19 protein-coding genes are annotated in these 25,856 nt (G+C 67.0%); 3 read left to right on the forward strand and 16 right to left on the reverse strand.

Features of this window, described 5'->3' with window-relative positions; genetic code table 11:
- Positions 1–9: 9 nt before the first annotated feature.
- Positions 10–990, reverse strand: coding sequence for a Bug family tripartite tricarboxylate transporter substrate binding protein (locus WKW82_RS03945; protein WP_340340953.1), 981 nt, complete (start codon positions 988–990; stop codon positions 10–12).
- Positions 991–1,107: 117 nt separating this feature from the next.
- Between WKW82_RS03945 and WKW82_RS03950 the strand changes: the two genes are divergently transcribed.
- Positions 1,108–2,013 (forward strand): LysR family transcriptional regulator, encoded by a 906-nt coding sequence (locus tag WKW82_RS03950; RefSeq protein ID WP_340340954.1) that lies wholly within the window; start codon positions 1,108–1,110, stop codon positions 2,011–2,013.
- Between the two features lie 297 nt (positions 2,014–2,310).
- Here the strand turns inward: WKW82_RS03950 and WKW82_RS03955 are convergent, their stop codons facing one another.
- Positions 2,311–4,317, reverse strand: a complete 2,007-nt coding sequence (locus WKW82_RS03955) for a transcriptional regulator (RefSeq protein ID WP_340340955.1) — start codon at positions 4,315–4,317, stop codon at positions 2,311–2,313.
- 163 nt (positions 4,318–4,480) lie between these two features.
- On the opposite strand from WKW82_RS03955, the gene WKW82_RS03960 reads away from it, so the two are divergent.
- A complete protein-coding gene (locus tag WKW82_RS03960; protein WP_340340956.1) occupies positions 4,481–5,332 on the forward strand; it encodes a class I SAM-dependent methyltransferase in 852 nt (283 codons plus the stop codon).
- Between the two features lie 186 nt (positions 5,333–5,518).
- Here WKW82_RS03960 and WKW82_RS03965 read toward each other — a convergent pair whose 3' ends face one another.
- From WKW82_RS03965 to WKW82_RS04030, 14 genes are all read right to left on the reverse strand, one after another.
- On the reverse strand, positions 5,519–5,857 hold the full coding sequence (locus tag WKW82_RS03965) for an acyl-CoA dehydrogenase family protein (RefSeq protein WP_340340957.1): 339 nt from the start codon (positions 5,855–5,857) through the stop codon (positions 5,519–5,521).
- A gap of 21 nt (positions 5,858–5,878) precedes the next feature.
- Complete coding sequence (locus tag WKW82_RS03970; protein WP_340341452.1) at positions 5,879–8,329, reverse strand: efflux RND transporter permease subunit; 2,451 nt, start codon at positions 8,327–8,329, stop codon at positions 5,879–5,881.
- A gap of 16 nt (positions 8,330–8,345) precedes the next feature.
- Positions 8,346–9,443, reverse strand: coding sequence for a WD40/YVTN/BNR-like repeat-containing protein (locus WKW82_RS03975; protein ID WP_340340958.1), 1,098 nt, complete (start codon positions 9,441–9,443; stop codon positions 8,346–8,348).
- A gap of 99 nt (positions 9,444–9,542) precedes the next feature.
- A complete protein-coding gene (locus WKW82_RS03980) occupies positions 9,543–10,898 on the reverse strand; it encodes a DUF1329 domain-containing protein (protein ID WP_340340959.1) in 1,356 nt (451 codons plus the stop codon).
- 14 nt (positions 10,899–10,912) lie between these two features.
- Positions 10,913–12,592, reverse strand: a complete 1,680-nt coding sequence (locus tag WKW82_RS03985; RefSeq protein ID WP_340340960.1) for a DUF1302 domain-containing protein — start codon at positions 12,590–12,592, stop codon at positions 10,913–10,915.
- A gap of 96 nt (positions 12,593–12,688) precedes the next feature.
- Complete coding sequence (locus WKW82_RS03990) at positions 12,689–13,606, reverse strand: SDR family NAD(P)-dependent oxidoreductase (protein ID WP_340340961.1); 918 nt, start codon at positions 13,604–13,606, stop codon at positions 12,689–12,691.
- Positions 13,607–13,690: 84 nt separating this feature from the next.
- The gene (locus tag WKW82_RS03995) at positions 13,691–14,143 is read right to left on the reverse strand and encodes a MaoC family dehydratase (RefSeq protein WP_340338885.1); all 453 of its coding nucleotides are present in this window, start codon (positions 14,141–14,143) and stop codon (positions 13,691–13,693) included.
- 10 nt (positions 14,144–14,153) lie between these two features.
- A complete protein-coding gene (locus WKW82_RS04000) occupies positions 14,154–14,924 on the reverse strand; it encodes an enoyl-CoA hydratase/isomerase family protein (protein WP_340340962.1) in 771 nt (256 codons plus the stop codon).
- A 130-nt stretch (positions 14,925–15,054) separates the two neighbouring features.
- The gene (locus WKW82_RS04005) at positions 15,055–17,769 is read right to left on the reverse strand and encodes a winged helix-turn-helix domain-containing protein (protein WP_340340963.1); all 2,715 of its coding nucleotides are present in this window, start codon (positions 17,767–17,769) and stop codon (positions 15,055–15,057) included.
- Positions 17,770–17,895: 126 nt separating this feature from the next.
- Positions 17,896–19,017 carry an acyl-CoA dehydrogenase family protein gene (locus WKW82_RS04010; RefSeq protein WP_340340964.1) on the reverse strand — a complete coding sequence of 374 codons (1,122 nt, stop codon included), beginning with the start codon at positions 19,015–19,017 and terminating at the stop codon, positions 17,896–17,898.
- Between the two features lie 10 nt (positions 19,018–19,027).
- Positions 19,028–20,257, reverse strand: coding sequence for an acyl-CoA dehydrogenase family protein (locus tag WKW82_RS04015; RefSeq protein WP_340340965.1), 1,230 nt, complete (start codon positions 20,255–20,257; stop codon positions 19,028–19,030).
- Between the two features lie 10 nt (positions 20,258–20,267).
- Positions 20,268–21,449 carry a thiolase C-terminal domain-containing protein gene (locus tag WKW82_RS04020; RefSeq protein WP_340340966.1) on the reverse strand — a complete coding sequence of 394 codons (1,182 nt, stop codon included), beginning with the start codon at positions 21,447–21,449 and terminating at the stop codon, positions 20,268–20,270.
- Between the two features lie 20 nt (positions 21,450–21,469).
- Positions 21,470–22,711: a thiolase family protein gene (locus WKW82_RS04025; protein WP_340340967.1), complete on the reverse strand. Its 1,242-nt coding sequence runs from the start codon at positions 22,709–22,711 to the stop codon at positions 21,470–21,472.
- A gap of 96 nt (positions 22,712–22,807) precedes the next feature.
- Entirely contained in the window at positions 22,808–23,950 is a 1,143-nt protein-coding gene (locus WKW82_RS04030; RefSeq protein WP_340340968.1) for an acyl-CoA dehydrogenase family protein, read from the reverse strand.
- Positions 23,951–24,178: 228 nt separating this feature from the next.
- On the opposite strand from WKW82_RS04030, the gene WKW82_RS04035 reads away from it, so the two are divergent.
- Positions 24,179–25,753: a class I adenylate-forming enzyme family protein gene (locus tag WKW82_RS04035; protein ID WP_340340969.1), complete on the forward strand. Its 1,575-nt coding sequence runs from the start codon at positions 24,179–24,181 to the stop codon at positions 25,751–25,753.
- Positions 25,754–25,856 lie beyond the last annotated feature (103 nt).

The raw sequence follows: 25,856 nt of genomic DNA on the forward strand, positions 1-25,856 counted from the left end.
GGCGCTCGCTCATTCGAAGCGGATGCCGCCGGTCACGCCGCGCCACATCTCGAAGTCCTTGCGCTGCTGCGCAGCGAGCACCGCGGGCGTGCCGGGCCAGAGGTCGTAGCCCTGGGCGACCCACTGCTTCTTGAGTTCGTCGTCGGCCAGCGCGCGATTGACGGCGGCATTGACCTGCGTGACCAGCGCGGCGGGCATCGCGGCCGGCCCGTACACGCCGTACCAGCCGATCACCTCGTAGCCCGGCAGGCCGGCCTCGCGCATCGTGGGCACCTCGGGCAACGATGCGTTGCGTTCGCGCGAGGTCACGGCGATGGCCCTCACGCGACCGGACGAGATGTAGTTGCGGGCCGTGCTGACGATGTCGAACATCATGCTGAGCTGGCCGCCGATCACGTCGGTCATGGCCGGCGCATTGCCTTTGTACGGCACATGCGTGAGCGTCGCCCCGATCTGCTTGGCGAACAGTTCGCCACTCAGGTGGTTGGACGCGCCCATGCCGGCCGAGCCATAGGAAAGCTTGCCGGGATTCGCCTTCGCATAGGCGATCAGTTCAGCCAGGGCATGGATCGGCAGGTCCTTGTTGACCACCAGTGCATTGGCATAGGTCGACACTGGCGAGATCGGGGTCAGGTCCTTGACCGGGTCGATCGGCATCGACTTGAGCACGTGCGGGCTGATGGTCAGCGTGGGGCTGGCCGCGAAGTACAGCGTGGCGCCATCGGCCGGTGCGCGGGCCACGCTTTCGGCGCCGAGCGCGCCGGCCACGCCGGCCCGGTTCTCGACGATGACGGTGCGACCCAGTTCCTTCGCCAGCGCCGGTGCGAACTGCCGTGCGGCCGCATCGACCGGGCCGCCGGCGGCGTAGCCCACCACCAGCCGCACGGTGCCGGCCTGCGACCAGGCGGGCGCCGTGAATGCCAATGACAGGGCGCCGGCGAAAGCCGCCTGTGCCCATGCGCGCCGCGTGCGGCTGAAGAATCGGGTCATGTGTGGTGTCTCCTTGGTGGTGCGGAGAATGACCGCGGCGGGCCGGCAGCGCCATCAGTATTTGGCAAAGGGGGTGTTCGCCGCGGCATGCAGCCCGCTGCCGCACAATGCCGCCCCATGCACTTCGACCTGTTCGACCTTCGCCTGTTCGTGTTCGTGGCGGAAGAATCCAACCTGCGACGCGGCGCCGAGCGCGCCTGCATCTCGCTCGCCGCGGCCAGCACGCGCATCAAGACGCTGGAGGACAACGTCGGCAGCAAGCTGTTCTATCGCAAGCCGCAAGGCGTGGAGCTCAACGCCGCCGGCGAGGCGCTGCTGCACCATGCGCGGCTGGTGCTGCAGCAGGTCGACCACCTCAAGTGCGACCTGCAGGAGTACGCGAGCGGCGTCAAGGGCCACATCCGCATCCTGGCCAACACCACGTCGATCAGCAGTGCGCTGCCATCGGCGCTGGGCGGATTCCTGGCACAGCATCCCGACGTGCACATCGACCTGCGCGAGCGGCTGAGCCAGGAGATCGTGATCGCCATCAACGAGGCGCATGCCGACATCGGCATCATCGCGGGCAACGTCGACACAGAAGGGCTGGAGGTGCACGACTTCGTCGGCGACGAACTGGTGGTGGTGGTGCCGCAGGGACACCCGCTCGCGGGGTCGGCGCAGGTGAAGTTCCTCGACACGCTGGACGCGGATCACATTTCGCTGGCTGAAGGCAGTGCGCTGGCGGGCTTCCTGCCGCCGCTGGCGCGCGCCATCGGGCGCAACCTGGAGTTCCGCATCCAGGTCAGCAGCTTCGAATCGATCTGCATGCTGGTGGCCGCGGGCGTGGGCATCGGCATCATCCCGCGCTCGTCGGCGCTGCGGCATGTGCGCGCGATGAAGCTGCAGATCGTCGGGCTTGCCGATGAGTGGGCGAAGCGCGAAAGCAAGATCGTCAACCGCATGCATGTGCCGCTGCCGAAGCTGGCGGCGGAGCTGGTGCGGCATTTGACGAACTTCCAGTTCGAGGATCGGTTGATTTAGCCTGGCTGGGTGTTGGCCCAATCGTCGCCGGATGCACGATGACGCCGACGACTGGTGGGCGGACAGTGACAAACCCGTTCGACCTTGTCGAGGTGGCTGCCTGGACGTCATCGCTGGCGCTGTCGTGAGGCAGGTCAAGACTGGGTGCAGCCGTTCGTGTACCGGGACCGCCACTGCTGTCAGCGAACTCCGCCTGTCGACGGATGGGTAGACAAGAGCGGCTGTTGGCACGTGAGCAAGTGGCTGCGGGCGATGTCGAAGCCGAGGTCTGACCCGATGGGGCGGTCTCCATTTTTTTCAGTGCGATGCGACAAGGCGTGCCGCCTTGCGCAGCAACAGCTCTGCCTGGGCGTCGAACTTGAACGCCCGCAGGAAGTCCTCGATGCCGTAGGCAGCATGCGTGCGGTGGATCGCCGCCGCGAGCGCCCTCGCCTCTGGCATGCGGCCCGCCAGTGCCAGGCAGAACATCGCGATCGCACGGATGTGCACGTGCGCGTTCGGACGCGCCGCGGCCTTGACGGCCCAGTCGGCTGCCTCCTCGTGGCGGCCCAGGCGCACCAGCGCCAGCGCGCGCGAGGCCAGCATGGCGAAGAGCAAGGGGTCCAGCGGACTCAGCGCACGCGCGTGGTCCGACTCGCCGATGGCGGCGTGCGGATCGCCGGACTGCGAATGCACGAAGGCCAGCGTGTAGTGGCCCAGCGCGAAATTCGGACTCAGCTCTATCGCGGTCTGCAGTTCGCCGAGCGCCTCGCCTTGCCGGTCTTTCAGCCACATCGCGCGCCCGAGCGCCCAGTGCGAAGCGGGATCGAGCTCGTCGGCCATGACGCCTTCGGCGGCGGCGCGGTAGGCCTCTTCGATGGCCGGGCCACGCTCGCGCCAGTCCAGGAAGGCATCCTGGAAATGCGTGAAGGACAGGCCGGCGTGCGGTCGCGCGAAGGTCGGGTCCAGGCGCACCGCGGACTGGAAGAAGTGACGCGCCTGTTCGTTGTCCTCGCGGTTGAATCGCACCATGTGCCAGAGGCCGCGATGGTGCGCCTCCCAGGCATCGAGCGAACTGGGGTTCTTGAGGATGGCCCGGTTGCGCTCCGCCATCTCGATCTGGCTGGCAATGGCGGTGACGATGCGGTTGCCGATCTCGTCGAGCACCGCGAAGGTGTCGTCGAGCCTGCCTTCGAACTCCTGCGCCCAGACGACTTGTGCGCTGCGCGTGGCCGTGAGCTGCACGCTCACGCCCAGGCGCGCGCCGGGCCCGCGCCGCAGCCAGCCGCTGGCGACGTAGTCCGCGTCCAGCCGGCGGCCGGCGTCTTCGGAGGCCACGCGCCGATCGGCCAGCGCGAACATCGTGCCCTCTGCGATCACGAACATGCTGCGCAGCTTGGAGAGCCGCGTGATGATGTCGTGCGTCATGCCATCGCCCAGGCCGCCGCGCAGCGTGGCGCCCGGCGCCTGGTCCACGAACGGCGTGATCGCGAGCGATGCGCGGCGGGCCACTGCCGGGGCTTCCTGCGGCGCCGCGTCGGGGTGGGTCGCAGCGGCGACGGAAGACGCCGGGGACCCGACGGCATGGCGCGCCTTCGCGGCCTGCCAGGCTCGCCCGATCGGTATCCAGTCCAGCCCCTCGGCTTCGTACTGGCGCGCCGTTTCGGCCAGGTGCTCCTCGCCCTCGCGCAGGCGCCCGCGCCGGGCGAGCGCCTCCAGCAGGTGCTCGTGGGCATGGCGGTCGAACGGCGCGATGGCGAGCCATCGTTCCAGTGCCGCCGTCGCGGTGTCGCTGGCGAGCGGCAGCGCCCGGACCCAGTGCTCCAGCACCGCCGCATGGGCCGCGCGGAAGTGCCGGCGCTGGGCGACCAGCCAGCCGGTGAAAACCGGCGAATGCGGCAGGTCGAGGCCCTCCAGCAGATCGCGCGTGCCGAACAGGGCCGACAGCGCCTGCAGCCGGTCGGCCGGGAGCGCCGCGACACCCTGCTGCAATGCTTCGGTCACCTGCAGCGCATCGACGCTGCAGTCCGCCAGGTCGAGTGATACGCCGTCGCCGTTCGTCACCACGCGCGTCCGGCCGGGCTCGTCCAGCACGGCGCGCAGCTTGCTCAGGCACCACCTCAGCTCCCCGCGCGGATCGCCGGGCACATCCCACAGCAGTTCGCACAGATGGCTGCGCGACGTGTCGCGCCTGGCCAGCGCCAGATAGGCCAGCAGCGCGCGCACCTTGCGCGAGGCGGGAAGGGCGAGCGGCGCGCCGGCGCGATGCACCGCCAATGGGCCGAACAGTTGCAGCGTCAGCACGGGAATGCGGTCCGTTTGCATCTGCGTTGGTCGCTCTCCAACTGAATTTCCACGCCGTTTACCACGCCGGCTTCCACGCCCGCGTTTCAAAGTCGAAGGCGACGGCCGGACCCCGCCAGCGCAACGGCCGTCACGCTGGCCCGACCGGGCCGCACCCTTCAACCCTGAACCCTGGAGCCACGCCATGAGCACATCGTCCGCCGCCGTCGCCACCCCGGAGCCCGCCGCCGCACCCGACTTCGCCGCGATCAAGACCCGCCAGAAGGCCACCTGGGCTTCGGGCGACTATGCCGTGGTCGGCACCACCTTGCAAATCGTCGGCGAGACCCTGTGCGAGGCGGTCGACCTGCAGGCCGGCGCGCGTGTCCTCGACGTGGCCGCCGGCAACGGCAACGCCACGCTGGCCGCCGCGCGCCGCTGGTGCGAGGTGACCTCGACCGACTACGTCCCTGCCCTGCTGGAGCGCGGACGGGAGCGCGCCACAGCCGAGCGGCTGCACAACATCGACTTCCGCGAGGCCGACGCCGAGGCGCTGCCTTTCGACGACGCGAGCTTCGATGCCGTGCTGTCGACCTTCGGCTGCATGTTCGCGCCCAACCCGCCGCGCGTGGCCTCGGAACTGCTGCGCGTATGCCGCAGCGGCGGCCGCATCGGCATGGCCAACTGGACGCCGACCGGCTTCATCGGGCAGGTGTTCAAGACCATCGGCAAGCATGTGACGCCGCCGGCCGGCGTGAGCTCGCCGGCGTTGTGGGGAAGCCGCAGCCATGTCGTCGACTGGTTCGGCGCGGCGGCAGCGCAGGTGGAAACGCAATCGCGCGAGTTCAACTTCCGCTACCGCTCGCCGGAGCACATGCTGGAAGTGTTCCGCAACTACTACGGGCCGATGCTCAAGGCTTTCGCTGCGCTGGATGCACCGGGGCAGGATGCATTGGCGGAAGACCTGGTGGCGCTGATGAAGCAGTTCTCGCGCAAGGGCAGCCAGACGCTGGTGATCCCCAGCGAGTACCTCGAGGTCGTGATCACGCGGGCCTGAGGCGGCGCAAGCGCTTCGGCTCGCGGGAGCGCCTGCGCTGCCGTGGCGGCGCGCGCGCTCCGTCGTCCATCCGGATCATTTCCCGTGGACGCCTGGACCTTCAGTCAAATGATCGAGTGCCACCTCAGCCCAGGCTGCGCCCGATGATGAGCTTCTGGACGCGGCCCGTGCCCTCATGGATCCTGGTCACGCGCACGTCTTCTGCGCGGTGCCCGACTTCGAGATCATGAAGCCAACCGGGTTGTGCACGTGCATCAGCGTCGCGAAGCCGGCATCGGTCGCCGCGAACTCTGCGATGGCCAGGCAGTACTCCACGAAGCTCGCGCCCGAGCCGCCATGGGCGTCGGGCGTGAGCATGCCCATGAAGCCGAGTTCGCCGGCGGTCTTCAGTTCAGCGTGAGTCCACGCGCCGGTGCCGTCGCGCTCGGCTTCGGTCCGTGCCACGACTTCCTGCGCCACCTTGCGGGCGCTGTCGCGGATCATGATTACCTGTTCGCTCAGGAAGGCGGTCGAGTTGTCGGTCATTGCATGCAATCACAAGGAGGATCAGGTCTGCGCCGTCGTGGCCACGCAGGCTTCCGTCGGAACGGCTTCCGCAGGCCCGGTTACACGACGACGGTCGGGATCGACATGCGCTTTTGCTCCGACGCCGCGCAACAGGAAGTGCGACAGCGCGGGAATCAGTACCAGCGCACCCAGCATGTTCCACACGAACATGAATGTCAGCAGGATGCCCATGTCGGCCTGGAACTTGATCGGCGACCAGGCCCAGGTGACCACGCCCGCCGCCAGCGTGACGCCGACCAACGCCACCACCTTGCCGGTGAAGCGCAGTGCCTCGCGGTAGGCCTCGGCCAGCGTGCAGCCCGCGCGCTGGCGCGCCAGCTGGATGCTCAGCAGGTACAGCGCGTAGTCCACCCCAATGCCCACGCCCAGCGCAATCACCGGCAGCGTCGCCACTTTCACGCCCATGCCCAGCGCGACCATCAAGGCCTCGCACAGGATGGAGGTGAGGGCCAGCGGCAGCACCGCCACCACCACGGCGCGCCACGAGCGGAAGGTGATGAAGCACAGCACGATCACCGCTGCGTACACGTAGAACAGCATGCTCACGTTGGCCTGCTTGACCACGATGTTGGTCGCGGCCTCGATGCCGGCGCTGCCGGCGGCCAGCAGGAACTTGTGCTCAGGCGTGCTGTGCACCTCTGCAAATGTCGAAGCGGCCTGCACCACGCGCTCCAGCGTGTCGGCCTTGTGGTCGGCCAGGTAGGCGATCACCGGCATCACAGAGCATTCGGTGTTGAACAGCTCGGGGTTGCTGGTGATGGCCGTGCGCGCGGCATAGTTCAGCACGTCCTGGTTGGGCGAGATGCTGAGCCACTTGGGGTTGCCCTCGTAGGAGCCGGCCGTGATCTTGCGCACCGCGTCGGCCAGCGACACCGTGCTCTGCACGCCCGGCACCTGCTGCAACGCCCAGCCGAGGCGGTCGGCTTCCATCAGTGTCTGGTAGGTCAGGCAGCCTTCGGGCGGCGTCTTGACGATCACCGCGAACTGGTCGCTGGACAAGGAGTACTTGCCGTTGATGTAGGCGTTGTCCAGGTTGTAGCGCGAATGGGGGCGCAGCTCCGACGCGCCCGGATCGAGGTCACCCACGCGCAACTGCGTGCTCACGGCAAACCCGGCGACGGCCATCACGGCTGCAACAGCCAGCGCGACGGAAGCCCAACGGCGCTCTGCAAAGCGTTCCAGCCAGCGCCACATGCCGCCCGAGCCGCGCTGCTCGGCACGCAGGCTGCGCTCGGCCGCCTTCGCACCCACACCGGTGTAAGACAGCATCACGGGGAGCAGCACCAGGTTGGTGACCACCAGCAGCGCCACGCCGAGGCTGGCCGTGATCGCCAGTTCCTGGATCACCGGGATGTCGATCAGCATCAGCACCGCGAAGCCCACCGCATCGGCCACCAGCGCCGTGAGGCCCGCGAGGAACAGGCGGCGGAAGGTGTAGCGCGCCGCGACCAGCCGGTGCGTTCCGCGCGCCACGTCCTGCATGATGCCGTTCATCTTCTGCGCGCCATGGCTCACGCCGATGGCGAACACGAGGAAGGGCACCAGGATCGAATACGGATCGAGCTCGTAGCCCAGCAGTGTCACGAGCCCGAGTTGCCACAGCACCGCAACCAGCGAGCAGGCCAGCACCAGCCCCGTGCTGCGCACGCAGCGCGTCCAGCCGAAGAGGATGGCGGCGGCAATGACGGCTGCCACGGCGAAGTAGCCCATGACCTGCGTGAGGCCGTCGAGCAGGTCGCCGACCACCTTGGCGAAGCCGACGATTCTGATCTCCACATCGGCGCCGCCCGCATGGGCGAAGCGGCTGCGCATCTCTTCCAGCTGCTTGGAAAGCGCGCTGTAGTCCAGCGGCGCGCCGGTGCGAACATCCTTGTCCAGCAGCGGCACGAAGATCATGCTGGAGCGCCAGTCGGTTCCCACCAGGCTGCCCAGCAGTTGCGCGCGGGCGATGTTCTGGCGCAGCTGCTCTGTACTGGCCGGCGAGCCGTCGTAGCGGTCGGGCATCACGGGCGCGCCGGTGAAGCCCTCCTCCGTCACCTCGTTCCAGCGCACCACCGGCATCCACAGCGACTTGACGTTGGCGCGGTCCACGCCCGGCGTCAGGAACAGTTCATCGTTGATCTGCTTGAGCGCCTGCAGATAGGCCGGCTCGAAGATGTCGCCGCGCTTGTTCTCCACCACCACGCGCACCGCGTTGCCAAGCCCCTTGAGTTCGGCCCGGTTGTCCAGGAAGTTGCGGATGTACGGCTGGTGAAGAGGAATGGTCTTCTCGAACGCGGCATTGAGCGTCAACCGTGTCGACTGCCAGCCGAGCAGCACCGTGGCCAGCGCGCACAGCACGACCACGATCAGGCGGTTGTTGAAGATGAGCCGCTCGAAGCGATTCCCGCTGTGCGCGTCGAAGTCCTTCAGGTCCCGGATCACCGGCATGGCCTGGGTGTTGTCGTCACTGAGCACGATTTGTCTCCTTGTCTTTCAGCCATTCCATGCGCACGCCGTCCGGTCCAGCCAGGGCCACACCTTGGGCGGTGGAAGTGGCGAGCGCGAACACGGGCGCCACACGGCCCAGCGGCACGCGATCGAAGGTGGCGCCTTGGTCCTTGCTTCGCAACAGTTGCCCGGCCTGGCTGGCCAGCAGCATCGAGCCGTCCTTGCCCGCCGCACCGCTGACGAGGCCGGCATTCACGCCGGAGTCGGTACGCGCCCAAGTCGCGCCGCCGTCGGTGCTGCGCCAGGCGTTGCCGCGCAGGCCATACACCATCACCATCTGCGGCGTTCCCATGACCCCGAACAGCGTGCCCTTGTACGGAAGCTCGACGCGCACGAACCTGCGTTGCGCGCGGTCCAGCTTGAGCACCAGGCCCTGCTCGCCCACCATGAAGAGCGTGCCGGCGGCGGACCGCATCGCATAGAGGTGCAAGGAGTCGGGGTTGTCGACGCGATCCAGCCATGGCGTCCAGCTCTTGCCGCCGTCCGCGGTCCGCAGGATCAGGTTGAAGGCGCCGATGGCGAAGCCCTCGCGCTCGTTCTCGAAGTAGACGTCCAGGAAAGGCTTGTCCGCGCCTTGCTTGGCGAAGGTGGCCGCGTCGCGCGCCAGACGCTCGGCCGAGGCGTCTCCGGGCGACGAAGGTTGACCGTACTGGTGCACCAGCAGTTGGGCGGCGCGCTCGCCGTCCAGTTGCACTTGCCAGGTCGCGCCGCTGTCGGCGCTGTGGAGGATCACGCCTTCATGGCCGGTCGCCCAGCCGTGGCGGGCATCGACGAAATGGATGGCGGTGAGGTCCGAACTGACGGGCACCGCGGCCTGCGCCCAGGTCTTGCCTTGGTCGTCGGAGTACAGGATGTGTCCGCGCTGGCCGGCGGACACGAGGCGGGTTCCGGCCATGGCCAGGGCATTGGCTGGGGCGCGACTGGCCAGGGCGCTTTGCACCGAAGGCAGGGTCAAGGGCGACTGGAAGGCCGGTTGGCCCAGTGCCGCGCCCGCGACAACAGCGACCATTCCGACCAGCGACCATCGAATGAGTTGGGGGATGTGCAACGACATGGGTTGCTCCAGGGAAGACGGGGGCGCCGCACAGGCGGTCTGGCTGCGTCCCCTTGGATAAATTGGTAGGGGCATGGGCAAGCCCGTGCCCCGGCGAGCTCAGCGGACCCCTTGCGACGCCAGCGCGTCGGAAGTCCAGTTCGAATCGGACTGCAGGGTGTTCAGCACCTTGATGCCGCTCGCACCCGGCCACTGGTTGATGTAGTACGTGCCGGCGATCAGGTCATAGTGGCCCGACACGGCATTGCTCGGCACAGCCGACTCGTAGTGCTGCGTGAAGTACGCGAAGCCGGGGCGCCAGAGCTGGCCACGCCCGTCATACTGGTCGGAAGCCAGGACCATCCAGCTGTCCTCATCCACGTAGAAGGTGCGGCGCGAATAGATGTGGCGCGCGCCCTCCTTCAGCGTGGCTTCCACCACCCACATGCGGTGCAGTTCCCAGCGCACGAAGTCCGGGTTGATGAACTTGGGCTTGAACAGGTCTTCCGGCTTGTCGTGGTAGACGAAGCGGTAGTCGTTGTAGGGAACGACCATCTCCTTCTTGCCGACCAGCTTGAAGTTGTAGCGCTCCTGGCTGCCGTTGAAGAGGTAGATGTCGTCGATGGTCGACATGCCGCCGGTGCTGGAGTTGGGCGTGTCGAAGGACAGGTCCGGCGCCAGGCGCACGCGGCGCTGGCCGGGCAGGTACTGGTAGGCACGGCGGCCCTTGGCGTCGTCGACGAAGTCGTTGGTCATCACCGACTCGCCGGCCCGGCGGGCCGGACCGGTGTAGTTGGCCTTGGCGCGCGTGATGAGCGTCGGATACGCGGCGTTGCTGTCGTCGTAGAAGGGCAACTCCACCGTCCACACGCCCTGCGTGCTCAGCACCAGCTTGCCTGCCGCGTCGATGTTGTAGGCCGAGTACTTGGGCATGACAGTGGACAGTCCCTGCCAGCGGGCGATGTGATTGAACATCACCTCGTTGCCGGTCTTGGGAATCGGGAAGGGAATGCCGCCGCGCGCGCCGGTCAAAGCCAGCCCGTTGTCCGAGAGCTTGCCGCGCGTTGCGTTCTTCAGCGTGTTCTCCACCACGAAGGACGGGTACGCCGCGGTGCGATGCGTCGGATAAACGTCGACACGGTAGTCGGCATTGGCCTTGATCAGCGCCTTGGTGCCTTCGGTCAGCTTGTCGGCGAACTTGTCGACGTTTTTCGCGTCGATCTGCAGCACCGGCTTCTCGCTGGCGAACGGGTCGGGGCGCACGCCCTTGTCCTTGTCGAAGCCAGCGGGTGGCGTGGTGAGGCCGCCCGTGTATGCGGGGATGGTGCCGTCCTTGTTGCCGGCCTTCTCGGCGCCGACCTGGGTGAGTTCGGTGCCGAGCTTCTTCGCTTCGTCGGCGGACACGCCGGCGATCGCCGCGCTGAATGGCGCGGACAGCAGCCCCGCGCAGAACAATGCTGAGGTAAGTTTTTTCATGATGCTTGTCTCCGTTAGAAGGTTGTCTTGAAGGTGAGATAGACGGCGCCGCGGTCCTTGAGCAGGGCCTGGCTGCCATTGGCGGTTACCACCGCCGTGCCGGCGGGGTTGAGCGCGTTGTCGCCGAAGTAGCCGACGTACTTCAGGTCGAAGCGGTACTTGCTGTACACGTCGAGCCCGAGGCCTACGCCGAAGCTGCCCGCGTTCTTGCTGCCGCCCGTCGCCACGGCCGAGTTGCCCGAGAGGCCCCTGGAGTAGCTCAGCGGCATCGACAGGTCCATGCCCGGGAAGACCTGGTACCAGGTCGGCGTGAAGTTCAGCGCGAGTCCGACGGCATTCCTCGAGACACGGTCGATGGCCGTGTAGCCATCGCGTCCCTTGAAGTACTGCGCGCCCTGCGTCACTGACAGCCATTGGCTGAAGGTCAACTCGGTGGACCACGTGGCGCTGCTGAAGAAGGGCGTTGCGCCGACGCTGCCGATCGCATTGAGCACGACGTGCGCCGTATCGCCGCGCGCACCCAGCGTCTCGCCCCGCGCCGGCAACTGGCTTGCGGACCGGACGGAGACGATGTCGCTGACCAGCGGCATGTTGCGGCGGTAGTTCACGTCGAGCCCGAAGCTGATGCCAGCGATCTGCTTCGAAAGGCTCATGCCGTACATGTCGATGTCCGACGCGTAATTGAAGAAGTACTGGCTCTTCGCACCGGCGAGCAATACCACCTGCGGGATGGTGTCGGAGAGGTTGCGGGCGTAGAAGCCCAGCGTGCCGTCGAGCCACTGCGGGCTCCAGCGCGCCATCACGCCCCAGTCGCCGCTTTCCTTCGGCGTGATGTCATTGCCGCGGTAGGCGCGACCGCCGGGCAGCGCCGGGTTGATGAGCGATTGGCCGCCGAACTGGTAGAAGTCGCCAAAGCCCAGGTAGGTGCCCGACTCGGGGACGCGGGTGGGACGCCACTCCAGGAAGTACTGCCCGGCGAAGGCCAGTTCCGGCGTGGCCTGCAACTGCGCGGAGACCTGGTTGCGCGGGATGTAGAGCTCCTTGGCCTCGATGCCCGGGACCGCGAGCGCCTTGCCCTGGTCGAGCGGCGCCTGGCCGTAGGAGATGCCGTGGATCGCACCGGCACCCAGCAGCGACTCACCCCAGTTCACCGTGTGGCGACCCAGCCGCATGCTCAGGGGCATGCCCGCGATGTCCGCGGAGCCGAAGACGAACGCGTCCATGATTTCGCCGGACGGGCCTTCGTAGTAGCGCTTGGCGTAATCACTCAGGCCGAAGGCCGGTTGGCCATAGGCGATGTGGTTCTCCGTGGCCAGGCTGGTGTTGGCGAAGCCACCCGAGTAGGCGGCGTCGTACCACGAGGCGGCGCTCACGCGCGCACCGAACTTCTTCTGGTAGACCACGTCGAACTCGGTGAGCACGTCGACGCGGTTGTTGATCGTGTCGCCCTTGGCGAAATTGCGGTTGCCGTCGTCGTAGTTCGGGTTGGCGATGATGGTGCTGTCCTGCCCCTGCACACGCTTGCCGTAGTTGTAGCGGACCGTGTTGTCCAGGCGAACCTGGACGTCGTCGTTGCCGGTGTCGAACTCGAAGGCACCGGCGCTGCCGCAAGCGGCTGCGCAGAGCGCCAGCGTGGCGATGCTCAAGGCGTGGCGACGCGCATGGGGAAACCCTGCCGGTCTGGAACGATTCATGTGTCTATCTCCTCGGAAATCTTCTGGTGATGGTCTTGTTGCGCGGAAAAACGCGGTGTGAAGAGGCAGGGCTGCGGCACTCGTTGCAGCTGGGCCTCAGGCCCTGGCCTTCAGGCCGTTCATGACGGCTTCCATCAGCACCTGGACCTGGCCGTTCGAATGCTCGTACGGGCGCTGCGTGTCCCAGTCGGTGATGCTGGCGAAGCACTCCGCGACGCCCTCGACGGAGCAATCGGCGCCCGCGAGGTAGACGGGCTCGGTATCGACGAGGCGCGTCGAGGTGAAGGCACCCCCACCGGCGGACAGCGTGATGCGGGACGGCGCGTTCTCGCTCACGAGGAACAGGGCAGCCGGCGTCACCTTCTCGGGCTGCACCGCGGCGAGCATCTCGGGCGGCATCACGTCCTCGGTCATTCGCGTGGCGCCGATCGGTGCGATGGTGTTGACGCGGATGTTGTTCTTCGCGCCTTCGACGTGCAGCATGTGCATGAGGCCGACCAGCGCCATCTTGGCGGCGCCGTAGTTGGCCTGGCCGAAGTTGCCGAACAGGCCCGAGGCCGAGGTCGTCATGAGGATGCGGCCGTAGTTCTGCTCCCGCATCGTCTCCCACACGGCCTTGCTGCAATGCGCCGAGCCCATCAGATGCACGTCCACGACGGCACGGAAGTCCGCCATCTCCATCTTCGAGAAGGTCTTGTCGCGCAGGATGCCGGCGTTGTTGATGAGCACGTCGACGCGGCCCCATTCGGCCTTGGTCTGCGCCACCATCTCCTGCACCTGCTCGAAGTCGCAGACGTTCGCGCCATTGCTGATGGCCTCGCCACCCGCAGCGCGGATTTCCTCCACGACCTTCTGCGCGGCTTCGGACGAGCCGCCCTTGCCGTCGCGGCTGCCGCCGAAGTCGTTGATCACGAGCCTGGCGCCACGGCGGGCCAGTTCCAGTGCATGCACACGGCCCAGGCCGTTGCCGGCGCCGGTCACGATGGCCACGCGGCCGTCAAATCGAATCGTCATTTCTCTCTCCTCAAAATTGAACAAAAGGAATCCCCTGCCGGCCGATCGGAGCGATCGCCGGGCATGCGGACGTTGTTGAAAAAATCAGTAGCGGCGGGTGATGGACTCGGCCACGCAGACGGGCTTGTCCGAACCTTCCAGTTCCATCGACACTTCGATCGTGAGTTGCGCGCCACCGTTGTCGATCGCGTCCCAACCCACCAGCTTGAAGTGGCCACGCACGCGGCTGTTCACCGGCACCGGCTTGATGAAGCGAACCTTGTTGAGCCCGTAGTTCACGCCCATCAGGCTCTTGCGGATCTCGAAGCCCGTCCCCATGAAGGCGGACATCAGGCTCAGCGTCAGGAAGCCATGCGCGATCGGCGTGCCGAAGGGGCCGTGCTTCGCGCGCTCCGCATCGACGTGGATCCATTGCATGTCGCCGGTGCACTCCGCGAACATGTTGATGCGCCGTTGGTCGATGAAGACCCAGTCGCTGGTGCCGATGACTTCGCCCACGAGGGGCTTCAGGTCGGCGAGGGTTTCGTAGCTTTTCATGGTGTCCGCCTCAATAGCCCTTGAACTGCGGCTGGCGCTTCTCGACGAAGGCATTCAGGCCTTCCTGGATGTCCCACGAGCGCTGGTGGTCGCGCAGCTCGTGCAGCTCGTGACGCAGTGCGTCGGCGGTGGACTTGTCGGCGGCCTCGTTGGCCACCTTCTTCATGCGGGCCAGCACCAGCGGGCTCTTCTTCGCGAACTTCTCGCCCAGCGCCTGCGCGCGGTCGGCGAGTTCTTCGTCGGCGACGACTTCGTTGACGAGGCCGCAGGCTTTCATCTCGTCGGCGGAGATCGCGTCGCCCGTGAACAGCAGGTACTTGGCCACGTTGGCCGGCACCTTGCGCGGCAGGATCGCCGCGCCGCCGCCACCGGGGAATACGCCGAAGTTCGAGTGCCCGTCGCCGAGGCGCGCGCTCTTCGCAGCCAGCACGATGTCGCAGGCCAGCACGGCTTCCAGGCCACCGGCCAGCGTCAGGCCGTTGACGGCCGCGATGGTCGGCTTGGGGAAGGCGCGCAGGGTGTCGAAGAAGATGACGATGTGGTCGAGAAAATCCTTCTCGCCGGGGGCTGCTGCTGCGCCAGCCGTCTTCAAGTCGGCACCAGCGCAGAACGCCGGGCCGGTGCCAGTGATCACCACGGTGCGGACTTCGGGGTCGTCCGTCCACGCGCGCAGCGTGGCGGTCATGCCTTCGATCATGTCGCGGCTCAAGGCGTTCATCGCCTTGGGACGTTCCAGCGTGATCCAGCCGACCAGGCCCTTCTTTGCTTGCGAAAAACTCATCTCTTTATCTCCAGAATCGCAGTCGATTGCGTGGAGGTGAGATTAGGTGGTGGGGTCTTGCAGAACCCCCTTACTTTGGGGTGGGTGGGTGTGAGGGGCTCGTAAACCCCGAGGTGCCGAGCAGGCCCGGCTACTCGATCAGGCCCTGCTTGCGCGCCCACGACATCGCGTCATAGCGGCTCGACAGATCGAGCTTCGTCAGGATGTTGCGCACGTTCCACTTCACCGTGTCCAGCGAGATGTTGAGCGTGAGTGCGATGCGCTTGTTCGTCATCGCCTGCGCCACCAGTCCCAGGATCTCGAGTTCGCGCGGCGTGAGGTTGACACCCTCGGGCACCTTGGCACTGCTGCGAAGCGGCGGGGCCGGGCGCGCTCCCTCCGCCTTGCCGAAGCGCGCGAGCAGGTCTTCGAGGTGCGCGGCCGCCGCCTCGTCGATCCGCGCATCGCCCCTCACACCGGCCAGCAGCACACCGGCGCGCGGCCCTTCGTCGAGCAGCATGCGCAGCAGGCCGAAGCGCGATGCGATCTGCACCGCTTCCACCAGACGCGCGCTCGTGTCGTCGAAGCGCTTGAGTTCATCGAGCGCGAAGGCCGCCAGCAGGTTCTCCTGCACCTGCATGCGCGCATGCCTGTACTTCTGCGCATGCGCGCGCGCGACCTGCAAGGCCAGCAGCGCCTCGTTGGGATCGTTGCCCGCGAGCGCCATGCGGGCCCGCGCCAGCGCCGCCACAGCGGGGATCTCGGCACGCACGCCATCTGCGTTGCGATGACTCGTTCCCAGCTCGTTCAGTCGCGCCGCCACCTGTCCCGCGCGAGCCCTCTGTCCGATGTTCAGCAGGATCCGGATCTGTTCCGATTGCATGCAGGCGACGAGCCGGTGCAATCCCAGCCCCTGGTAGTGCACGGCCTGCGCGTCGAGAAAAGTCAGCACGGCCTCTGACGAGGTGTGCATCAGATCGAGCCGGGCCGTGACCAGCGCGGCGCTCAGCATCACCGGCGGCATGGAGGCCTGCATCACCAGCCGCGCGCGGTTGGCCAGCAGCTCGCGCGCTTCGTCGAGGCGGTCGAGTTCGTAGCAGGACTCGCCCAGCGTGGCGGCGGTGACCGACGCGCTGACCGAGCGCCGCCCGTGCAGCGATTCCGCCACGCCGACCAGCTCGCCACCGATGCGCGCAGCCTCCCGCACATTGCCCTCGGTCAGCAACAGCAGCGCGCGCGAACCTTCGGCGACCAGGGCGATGTCGTTCTTGCGCTCGGCGGGGTCGATGGGGTTGTCGTCCAGCAGCTTGTAGGCATCCGCATGGCGGCCGACCGAGGCATAGGCGTACCCGAGCAGGCACAGGTAGAAGTGAAGCAGGTAGGGGCTCTCGGACACGATGCCGTGCAAGGGTTCCAGCAGGTCGATGCAGCGCTGCGTGTCGTCGCGCTGCATCGCCACCGCCGCATCCGCCAGCGGCAGCTTCGAAGAGATCGCAGGGTTCCTTGCCGCGCCGCTCTCGCGAATTTGCGCGAGCCAGCGTTCCGCCTTCGCATGGCGTGCCGTCATCGACAAGGTCAGGCATCCCAGGAAGAAGAGGCGCGGATGCGCGAACAGTGTCTCCTGCGGCAGGCGATCCAGCAGGTTCAGCATGAGGCTGATGAAACTCAGGCTCCAGGTCTCCTTGGCCGCCTGGTCGATCGCATCGGCGGCGAATTCCAGTTCACCACCCCACACCGCATGGCGCACCGCCTCCCCCAGCAGGCCATGCTCCGCGAACCAGCGGCTGGCGCGCCGGTGCAGCGCGTCGACATGCGCTGCGCCGCGTCGCTCCAGGCGCGCCGCAAGGAACTCGCCGAACAGCGGATGGAAGCGATACCAGGGCAATCGGTCGTCCGACTCGACGCGGTACATCAGCAGGTTCTCGTCCTCGGCGCGCCGGATCAGCGCCGCCGCATTGCCACCCGTGACGGCTTCGGCCAGCTCGACGTTGAAGCGCCGGCACACCGACACCTGCTCCATGAAGTCGATCATCTCCGGCGGCAGATGGGCCACCACCTCTTCCGCAAGATAGGCCTGCAGGTCGGCCGAGCTCCAGCCGAGTTCGCGCAGGCGCGCACGGGTCTCGGGGCGCGATCGCAGCATGATCGCCATCAGCTCCAGGCTTGCCGGCCAGCCGCTGGTCTTGTCGTGGATCAGGCGCACCTCTTCGGCATTGAGCCTGACCGTGCCGAGGTTCTGCGCAAGAAAGCTGCGCGTTTCATCCGCGTTGAAGGGCAGCTCGCCGAAGCCGATCTCGGTGACGCGGCCCAGCACGCGCAGGCGGCTGAGGAGCAGCGGCGGCGCTGCCCGCGAGGCGATGGCGATGTGCAGGTTGGCGGGGCAGTGATCGATCAGCTTCTGCACCAGCCGGTGCGCACGCTGGTCATCGACGTGGTGGTAATCGTCGATGACGAGGTACAGGTCCTTCGCGATGACAGCCGCCGCATTGAGGGTGGCGGCCACCACGTTGTCCGTGGCCTTGGCGATGTCGCCGTCCAGGCCTTCGAGGCCTTCGAGCAGCATCTCGTCCTCGACCGCGATGCCCAGGCGCCGCAAGGCGGCGGTCAGGTAGGCGACGAAGCTGGCGAGCTGCTTGTCGTCATGGCTCAGGGACAGCCACGAAACCTCGTCGCCGGCCTTCATCAGCTCCAGTCGCCACTGGGCCAGCAGGATGGTCTTGCCGAAGCCCGCGCCGCCGGTCACCAGCACGAAGGAGCAACGCCGCCCGTCGCGCAGCTGGTCGAGCAGGTGCTTGCGCGGAATGAAGCGCGAGCCGATGTGCGGCGGTGCGAACTTCGTGGAGACGAGCAGCTTGTCGAAGTCCATGGTCGTGCGATGTCCGGCTTGGTCGACGCCCCCTGGGGACTGCGGATTATCGGCCACGCCTGCGCCACGCGAGGGCGTGCGGAGGCCGGCGGGAACGATCGGCTCGCGGAGGCGCGAGCCGGTGCTTCAGGCCGTGCACGCGGCCTCGTGCCGGTCGATGCTGCCCAGTTGCAATTCGGCCACCACGGCGCGCTTGAAGTAGTGGCCGATGACGTACTCCTCCGTGACGCCGATGCCGCCGTGGAGCTGGATGCCCTGCCCGCACACGAACTTGGCTGCGCGCGCGATCAGCGCCTTCGCGGCCGACCGCGTGCGCTGCCGCGCCGCGGCATCGTCGCTTTCCATCGAGGCCAGCGCCGCATACAGCATGGAACGCGCGGTCTCCATCTCGGTCGCCATGTCGGCGATGCGATGCTGCAGCGCCTGGAAGCTGCCGATCGGCAGGCCGAACTGCTGGCGCGTCCGGAGGTAGTCGGCAGTGAGCTCGATCACTTTTTCCATCGCGCCCACCAGCTCGGCGCAGAGCGTGACGATGCCGTGCGCAAGACCTGCCTGCAGCGCCGGAAGCCCCCTGCCCGGCTCACCGATCACGGCATCGCCTGCCTGCTGCACGCCCTCCAGCACCAGTTCCTCGGCCCAGCTGCCATCGTGCAGCGGCAGCGCATGGCGTTGCAGGCCGGCTGCGTCGGCGTCGACGAGGAAGAGGCTGATCTCGTCGGCGGGGGCGCCTTCGATGTGCGCGGACACGATGTAGTGCTGCGCCAGCAGCCCGCTCAGTACCAGCGACTTGCGTCCGCTCAACACGTAGCCGTTGTTGTGCGGTTTCGCGGAGGTCGCGACCGGCAGCGGCATGCCGCGCGAGGCCGGCTCGCTGTAGGCGAGCGCGATGCGCAGCGAGCCGTCGGCCAGCGCGGGCAACAGGCGCTCCTTCTGCCCAGCGGTGCCGGCAGCCGCCAGCGTCTGCGCCGCGACCACGGCACAACCGAGATACGGTTCCAGCACCAGGCCACGGCCCAACTCGTGGGCGATGAGCGCGGTTTCGACGAGGCCCCCGCCCAGGCCGCCGTGGGCCTCGGGCAGCGCAGCCGCCAGCCAGCCGTTGTCGGCGAAGGCCCGCCAGTGATCCGCGCTGGCACCCTCGCGCGCCTTCACCGCTGCCGCCCGAGTCTCGAAGGCATACGCCCTGTCGACATAGCGCCGCACGCTGTCCTGCAGCATCTGCTGCTCCGAATTCAATGTGAAATCCATGGGCTCGTCCTCACAGTCCGAAGAGCAGCTTCGCGATGATGCTGCGTTGCACTTCGCTCGTGCCGCCGTAGATGGTCGAGGCGCGGCGGAAGAACATCTCGTTGGCCAGTCCCCGCGCGAGGCCCTGCAACGGGAGGGGCTCGCACGTCGCGCTGCCAGGCGCGTCACCCGCCGACTCGGCCGGATGCGGATAGGCCACCGCGCCGTGGTCGCCGAGCGCCTCCACGTGTGCTTCCGTGATGCGTTGCTGCAGTTCGGTGGCACGCACCTTGAGCATCGAGCCCATCGGATGGGCCAGCGGGCTGTGCGCCATCTCCAGTGCCGCGACGCGTTGCACGAACATGCCGACCGCCGTGACTTCCGCCTCCAGGCGCGCCAGCTTCAGTGCGAACTCGGGGCGTTCGCGCAGGCAGACACCGCCCATGCACGGCGTTTCCGCCAGTTCATGGAGCTGCCGCAGGTAGTGCTTGAGCATCGGCAGGTCGGCCGTGGTCGCGTGCTCGTTGTTGAGCAGGAACTTGGTGATCGCCCAGCCCTGCCCCTCCTCGCCGACGCGGTTGGCCACCGGCACCCGCACGTTGTCGAGGAAGGTCTCGTTCAGGTGATGCGCATCGTCGATGCTGCGGATCGGCCGCACCGTGATGCCGGGCGTCTTCATGTCGGCCAGCAGGAAGGTGATGCCGGCCTGCTTCCTGGCGCTGGCGTCGGTGCGCACCAGCAGGAAGATCCAGTCGGACTCATGGCCGTGGCTGGTCCAGATCTTCTGGCCGTTGACGATGTAGTGGTCGCCCTGCTCGTCATGCTTCAGCTCGGCGCGCGTGCGCAGCGAGGCCAGGTCCGAACCCGAACCGGGCTCCGAGAAGCCCTGGCACCAGAGCCGCTCGCCGTTGAAGAAGGCCGGCAGGTGCGCCGCCTTCTGTTCGGGTGTCGCGAAGGCGTTGAGCACCGGACCGAGCAGCTTGTGCATCATGCCGTCGAGCGTCGGCGCGCCGGCGGCGACGCTCTCCTCGTCGAACACGAGGATCTGCTGCATCGTCCAGCCCGTGCCTCCATGAGCTTGGGACCAATAAGGCGCGCCCCAGCCGTGGGCATGAAGGATCTTCTGCCAGCGCGAGACGGCCTGCGGCTTCGAGCGCGAGAACGTGGGCGTCACGCGAAGGTCGGCCGGCAGGCGCTCCTTGAGGAAATGGCGGACCTCCTGGCGGAATGCGTCGAGTCCGGGATCGGGACGAAAGTCCATGTTTTCTTTTCTAGTTCCTGTACATCGTGACGACCGCCGCGCCGCCGATGCCGATGTTGTGTTGCAGGGCGATGCGTGCGCCCTCCACCTGGCGCTTGTCAGCCTGGCCGCGAAGTTGCTGCACCAGCTCGAAGCACTGCGCGAGGCCGGTGGCGCCGATCGGGTGGCCCCTGGCGAGCAACCCGCCCGAGGGGTTGACCACGTAGCGCCCGCCGTAGGTGTTGTCGCCTGCATCGACAAGCTTCTGCCCGTCGCCTTCGGCGCAAAGGCCCAGCGATTCATAGCTCAGCAGCTCGTTGTGGGCGAAGCTGTCGTGCAGTTCGATGACTTGCACATCCTCCGCACCGATACCGGCCTGCTCGTAGACCGTGCGGGCCGCGGCACGCGACGTGCTGTAGCCCGCACCATCGCGCAGATCGCCGGAACGCAGGCTCTCAGGGCCATCGCTGGCCATGGCCTGTCCGGCGATCCACACGCGCGCGTCCAGGCCGTGCTTCCTCGCGTAGTCCTCGCTGCACAGCACGGTCGCGGCTGCGCCACAGGTCGGCGCGCAAGCCATCGAGCGTGTCATCACGCCGGGCCACATGGGCGTGTCGGCCAGCACCTGTTCCGCGGAGAGGACGTTGCGCCACATCGCCAGCGGGTTGTTCGCCGCATGGCGGCTGGCCTTGGCGCGGATGCTGGCGAAGGTTTCCAGCGGTGTGCCGAAGCGCTTCATGTGTTCGAGGCCGGCGGCCCCGACGATGCGCGCTGCGGGCGGGATGTCGATAGCGCCGACCAAGGGATCGCACTGCGCGAGGAAGGGGTCGAGCGGACTCGGCCGATCGGCAAACTGCACCTGCGCTGCGCCAGGGTTCATCTGCTCGAAGCCCAGGGCCAGCACGATGTCCGCCTCCCCACTGTTGATGGCCTGGCGCGCCAGGTACAGCGCCGACGAGCCGCTCGCGCCGCTGTTGTGGACGTTGAAGATCGGAATGCCGGTGAAGCCAAGCCCATACAGCACGCGTTGGCCCGCCGCCGAGTCGCCATGGACGTAGCTCACGAAGGCCTGCTGCACCGACTCGTAGCCGGCGCGTGCATCGGCCAGCGCAAGGCGCGCAGCCTGCGCGCCCATCACCACGTAGCTGGCGCCCGCCCCGGGTTTGCAGAACGGGATCATGCCGACCCCGGCCACCACGATCTTCTTCGCCACGTCTTCCCCTGTTCGTTGGATCAGGCGCGGGCGAAGATGCCGATGTGCTCGGTCGCCTCTTCCACGCGCCAGAGGCCGCCACCGTTGCCCTGGATGGCAAAGCGCGCACCTTCGACCTGACGCGGGCCGCATTCGCCGCGCAGTTGCGAGACCAGTTCGAAGATCTGGCCGATGCCGGTGGCGCCGATGGGATGGCCCTTCGACTCGAGGCCGCCCGAGGGGTTGACCGGAATGGAACCGCCGATGCTCGTCTCGCCGCGCTCGGCCAGGTAGCCGCTCATGCCGGGAGAGCTCAGGCCCAGGCTTTCAAACGTGAGCAACTCGCCGATGGCGGTGGCGTCATGCACCTCGGCCACGTCGATGTCGCTCGGGGCGATGCCGGCCTGCTCGAACGCGTCCTTCGCAGCCTGCTTCGTGCAACCCATGTCGTAGTCGAGCGCGTCGCGTGCCGAGGCCGAGCGCACCACGGTGGCCAGCACCTTGACGGCGCGGCTGCGGTCGAAGCCGTACTTCTTCAGCGCAGACTCCGTGCAGAGGATGGCCGCCGCGGCACCGTCGGAAATGGGCGAGCACATCGGCATCGTGAGCGGATAGGTGATCGCGGGCGCGGCCAGGATCTCGTCAATGCTCATCGGCTTGCGGTATTGCGAGCGCTCGTTGTGCACAGAGTGGTTGTGGTTCTTCGAGGACACCGCGGCCAACTGGCGCTGCGTGATGCCAAAGCGCTCCATCAGGCCACGGCCGAGGGCGGCGTACACGTCCATGAAGGGGCTGTACGGCTTGGGGGACTGCGAGCCTTCGGGCGGCACGATGGTGGTGCCCATCGAGGAGAGATAGCCCTTGTTGGCCTCGAAGGTCTCGATGTCCCATGCGGATTCGAAGCACGAGAACATCTTGGACTTGTCATCGGAATACATCTTCTCCGCGCCGACTGCGAGCGCCACGTCGGCCGCGCCGGCACGCAAGTGCATGACAGCGAGGTTGAACGCATGGCTCGACGAGGCACAGGCGCCTTCGAGGTTGTAGATCGGGATGCCTTCGATGCCCAGCGGCAGCAGCGCGACCTGGCCGCGGATCATGTGCTGGCCGTCGAAGTGGCCCTGCGTGGTGTTGCCGAAGAAGGCGGCGCGGATGGCCTTGCGGTCGCAGTTGGCGTCCTTGAGCGCGTCTTCCACCGCCCAGGCGGTGAGTTGCTTGACGGTCTTGTCCATGTGGCGGCCGAAGGGTGTCATGCCGGCGCCAACGATGTAGATGTTTTCCATGGCGGTGTCTGTTGAAGAGGGGATTGGATGCGTCGAAGTTACGTGCGGCAAGACAGCGATTCCCCGCTCTTTCGGGATGGGGAAGCGCGTGCCTCTTCAGAGGCTGCGGCCGATGATCAGCTGCTGGATGTGGCTGGTGCCTTCGTAGATCTTGGTGACGCGGGCGTCGCGGTAGTAGCGCTCCACCGGGAAGTCGGTGAGGTAGCCATAGCCGCCGTGGATCTGCAATGCATCGGAGCAGACCTTCTCGGCCATCTCGCTGGCAAAGAGCTTGGCCATCGAGGCTTCCTTGGTGCAGGGCAGGCCCGCCTGGTGCAGGCGCGCGGCATGCATCACGAACTGGTGCGCCACTTCCACCTGCGTGGCCATGTCGGCCAGGTCGAAGCTCACGCCCTGCAGCTTGATGATGGGTGCGCCGTAGGCTTCGCGCTCCTTGGCGTACTTCACGGCCGCTTCGAGCGCGGCACGCGCCACGCCCACCGCCACGGCCGCGATGCCGATCCGGCCTTCAGACATGCCGGACAGCATCCGCGCATAGGCGCTGCCCTCCTCGCCGAGCAGGTTGCTGGCGGACACGCGGTGATCCTCGAGCACGATCTGGGCAACATGCGCTGAACGTTGACCGAGCTTTTCCTCGACACGCGCGACCTTGAAGCCGGGCCCCTTGGGGTCCACGATGAACAGGCTCGCGCCGCGCTTGCCGGCGTTCCTGTCGGTGATGGCCAGCGCAAGGGCAAAACCCGCCTCGCTGCCGTTGGAGATGAACTGCTTGGCGCCATTGAGCACGAAGTCGTCGCTCTCGCGGCGCGCCGAGGTACGGAAGTTCGACGTGTCGGAACCGGCCTGCGGCTCGGTCAGCAGGCCGCAGGCAATGGTTTCTCCACTGGCGATACCGGGAAGGTACTTGTCCTTCTGCGCCTCGGTGCCGTAGCGGTTGAGCCAATCGCCCATGCCGTTGTGCACATGGATGATGGTCGCGAAGCCGGCATCCGCGGCGGCGAACTCCTCGATCGCGAGGCAGTACTCGACGAAGCCGAGCTTGCTGCCGCCGTATTCCTCGGGGATGTGCATCCCGAGGAAGCCGAGTTCGGCCACGGCCTTGAGTTCATCGCGCGGCCACGCGCCGGTGCGGTCGCGCTCGGCGGCCGTGGCGGCGACCACTTCCTGCGCCACCTTGCGCGCCGAGTCGCGGATCATCGTTTCCTGTTCGCTCAGGAATGCGCCCGAGTTGTCTTGCATCGTCTGTTTCCTTGAAGTTGGCGGGTGGGCGCCGCTGTGTCGCTGGCGCGCCCTTCCTGTGGGAAACCGACTATGGCGAAGCGCATCGCCTGCAAGCCCCTCACTTTGGAGTGGGCGGCGGTGCGTCGCAGGGAAAAGCCCCTCCCCATCCCGTTGGAGTGGGGCGGCAGGCAGTTCGCGCCTGAATAATTCCGAGCATCCTCAAGAGCTGACACTGGAGACAGGACGATGAAGATGAATTTCGCACGCGTGATGGGCAACCTTGCCCTGCGCTTTTCCGACCAGGAAGCCGTGGTCAACATCGAGCGCAAGCGCCGCTATACCTACCGCGACCTGCACAGCGCGACCAACCGCATCGTGAACATGATGCGCGAGCGCCTGCAGCTCGGGCGCGGGGACGTCTACCTGTGCATCCTGGAGAACGACAACCTGTCGCTCCTGCACGCGTGGACCGCCTTCAAGGGCGAGGCCGCCGTGGCCTACACCAACTACCGCGACTCGATCGACGAGCATCGCTGGCAGGTCGAGTTCATCCAACCCAAGGTCGTGTTCATCGAGAACGCGCTGATCGACAGCCACTTCGAGATGCTGCGCGAACGCGGCGCAACTGTTGTCTGCATGGACCGCCCGGCCACGCCGCGCGATGGCCTGCTGGTGTTCGAAGACCTGCTCGAAGGCATCTCCGACGCCAACCCCGACGTCGAGCGCGACGCGATGAAGGACATCGTGATCTACCGCTTCACCGGCGGCACGACCGGCAAGAGCAAGTGCGCGCAATACACCATGGACAACTGGCTGGCGCTGCGCGACTCGCTCTACACCGAGGGCGAGCAGATCTACGATCCGGACCAGCGCTACCTGCACATGGCGCCGCTGAGCCACGGGTCCGGCCTCGGCGTGCTGGCCACGCTGTTCCGCGGCGGCTGCACCGTCACGCAGAACGTGCCGGACCTGAAGACCTGGTGCCGCAACGTCGAGGCAGAACGCGCCACGACCACCCTGATGCTGCCCACGCTGGTCTATCGCCTGCTCGACCTGCCCGAGGCAACGCAGCATGACCTCTCCAGCCTTCGCACCATCGTCTACGGCGGCGCCCCGATGAGCCCGTCGAAGCTGCGCCAGGCGCAGGCGCGCTTCGGCAACATCTTCGTGCAGGTCTACGGCGCGACGGAGTGCCTGACGACGGCGGCGATGCTGACCAAGGCCGACCATCTTTCCTCCGATGGCGATGAGAAGCACCTCTCTTCCGCGGGCCGCATTTCAACCGTCGTGGAACTGAAGATCGTCGACGACGAAGGCAAGGAGATGAAGCAAGGCGAGACCGGCGAAATCTGGCTGCGCTCGCGCGGCACGATCACCGGCTATCTGAACAACGCCGAGGGCACGGCCGCGGAATTCCAGGATGGCTTCTGGAAGTCGGGCGACCTCGGTTACGTCGACGCGCAGGGCTTCCTGTACCTGGTCGACCGCAAGAAGGACATGATCATCACCGGCGGCTTCAACGTCTACGCGGTCGAAGTGGAGGCGGCGCTGAACTCGCACGCCGCCGTGGCGATCGCGGCCGTGGTGGGCGTGCCGCACAGTGAATGGGGCGAGGCCGTGCATGCCGAGGTGGTGCTCAGGGAAGGCGTCGAGGTCGATGCCGAAGAACTGATCGACCATGTGAAGGGCCAACTCGGCCGGTACAAGGCGCCCAAGGAGGTGGTGTTCGTGCAGCAGTTGCCCGTCAGCGTGGTGGGGAAGGTGCTGCGGCGGCATGTGCGGGACAAGTACTGGAAGGACCAGGCACGAAGGGTGTCGTGAGGGACAGGGCGCGCTGACAGGTGGTCGGGCCGACCACCTGAACGACCACGACTTCTGGGTCATTTCCTCCGGGGGATCGCTCTTGCCCGAACTGTTCAGAAGT

It is taken from the genome of Variovorax rhizosphaerae (genome assembly GCF_037889975.1).
Taxonomy (GTDB): domain Bacteria; phylum Pseudomonadota; class Gammaproteobacteria; order Burkholderiales; family Burkholderiaceae_C; genus Variovorax; species Variovorax rhizosphaerae.

Coding starts and splice junctions, on each gene's coding strand:
- WKW82_RS04015 (WP_340340965.1), bottom strand. CDS start 20,257: ATGGACTTTCGTCCCGATCCCGGACTCGACGCATTCCGCCAGGAGGTC.
- WKW82_RS03950 (WP_340340954.1), top strand. CDS start 1,108: ATGCACTTCGACCTGTTCGACCTTCGCCTGTTCGTGTTCGTGGCGGAA.
- WKW82_RS04000 (WP_340340962.1), bottom strand. CDS start 14,924: ATGAGTTTTTCGCAAGCAAAGAAGGGCCTGGTCGGCTGGATCACGCTG.
- WKW82_RS04035 (WP_340340969.1), top strand. CDS start 24,179: ATGAAGATGAATTTCGCACGCGTGATGGGCAACCTTGCCCTGCGCTTT.
- WKW82_RS04025 (WP_340340967.1), bottom strand. CDS start 22,711: ATGGAAAACATCTACATCGTTGGCGCCGGCATGACACCCTTCGGCCGC.
- WKW82_RS03975 (WP_340340958.1), bottom strand. CDS start 9,443: ATGTCGTTGCACATCCCCCAACTCATTCGATGGTCGCTGGTCGGAATG.
- WKW82_RS03955 (WP_340340955.1), bottom strand. CDS start 4,317: ATGCAAACGGACCGCATTCCCGTGCTGACGCTGCAACTGTTCGGCCCA.
- WKW82_RS04010 (WP_340340964.1), bottom strand. CDS start 19,017: ATGGATTTCACATTGAATTCGGAGCAGCAGATGCTGCAGGACAGCGTG.
- WKW82_RS03990 (WP_340340961.1), bottom strand. CDS start 13,606: ATGACGATTCGATTTGACGGCCGCGTGGCCATCGTGACCGGCGCCGGC.
- WKW82_RS03960 (WP_340340956.1), top strand. CDS start 4,481: ATGAGCACATCGTCCGCCGCCGTCGCCACCCCGGAGCCCGCCGCCGCA.
- WKW82_RS03995 (WP_340338885.1), bottom strand. CDS start 14,143: ATGAAAAGCTACGAAACCCTCGCCGACCTGAAGCCCCTCGTGGGCGAA.
- WKW82_RS03945 (WP_340340953.1), bottom strand. CDS start 990: ATGACCCGATTCTTCAGCCGCACGCGGCGCGCATGGGCACAGGCGGCT.
- WKW82_RS03980 (WP_340340959.1), bottom strand. CDS start 10,898: ATGAAAAAACTTACCTCAGCATTGTTCTGCGCGGGGCTGCTGTCCGCG.
- WKW82_RS03965 (WP_340340957.1), bottom strand. CDS start 5,857: ATGACCGACAACTCGACCGCCTTCCTGAGCGAACAGGTAATCATGATC.
- WKW82_RS04030 (WP_340340968.1), bottom strand. CDS start 23,950: ATGCAAGACAACTCGGGCGCATTCCTGAGCGAACAGGAAACGATGATC.
- WKW82_RS03985 (WP_340340960.1), bottom strand. CDS start 12,592: ATGAATCGTTCCAGACCGGCAGGGTTTCCCCATGCGCGTCGCCACGCC.
- WKW82_RS03970 (WP_340341452.1), bottom strand. CDS start 8,329: ATGCCGGTGATCCGGGACCTGAAGGACTTCGACGCGCACAGCGGGAAT.
- WKW82_RS04005 (WP_340340963.1), bottom strand. CDS start 17,769: ATGGACTTCGACAAGCTGCTCGTCTCCACGAAGTTCGCACCGCCGCAC.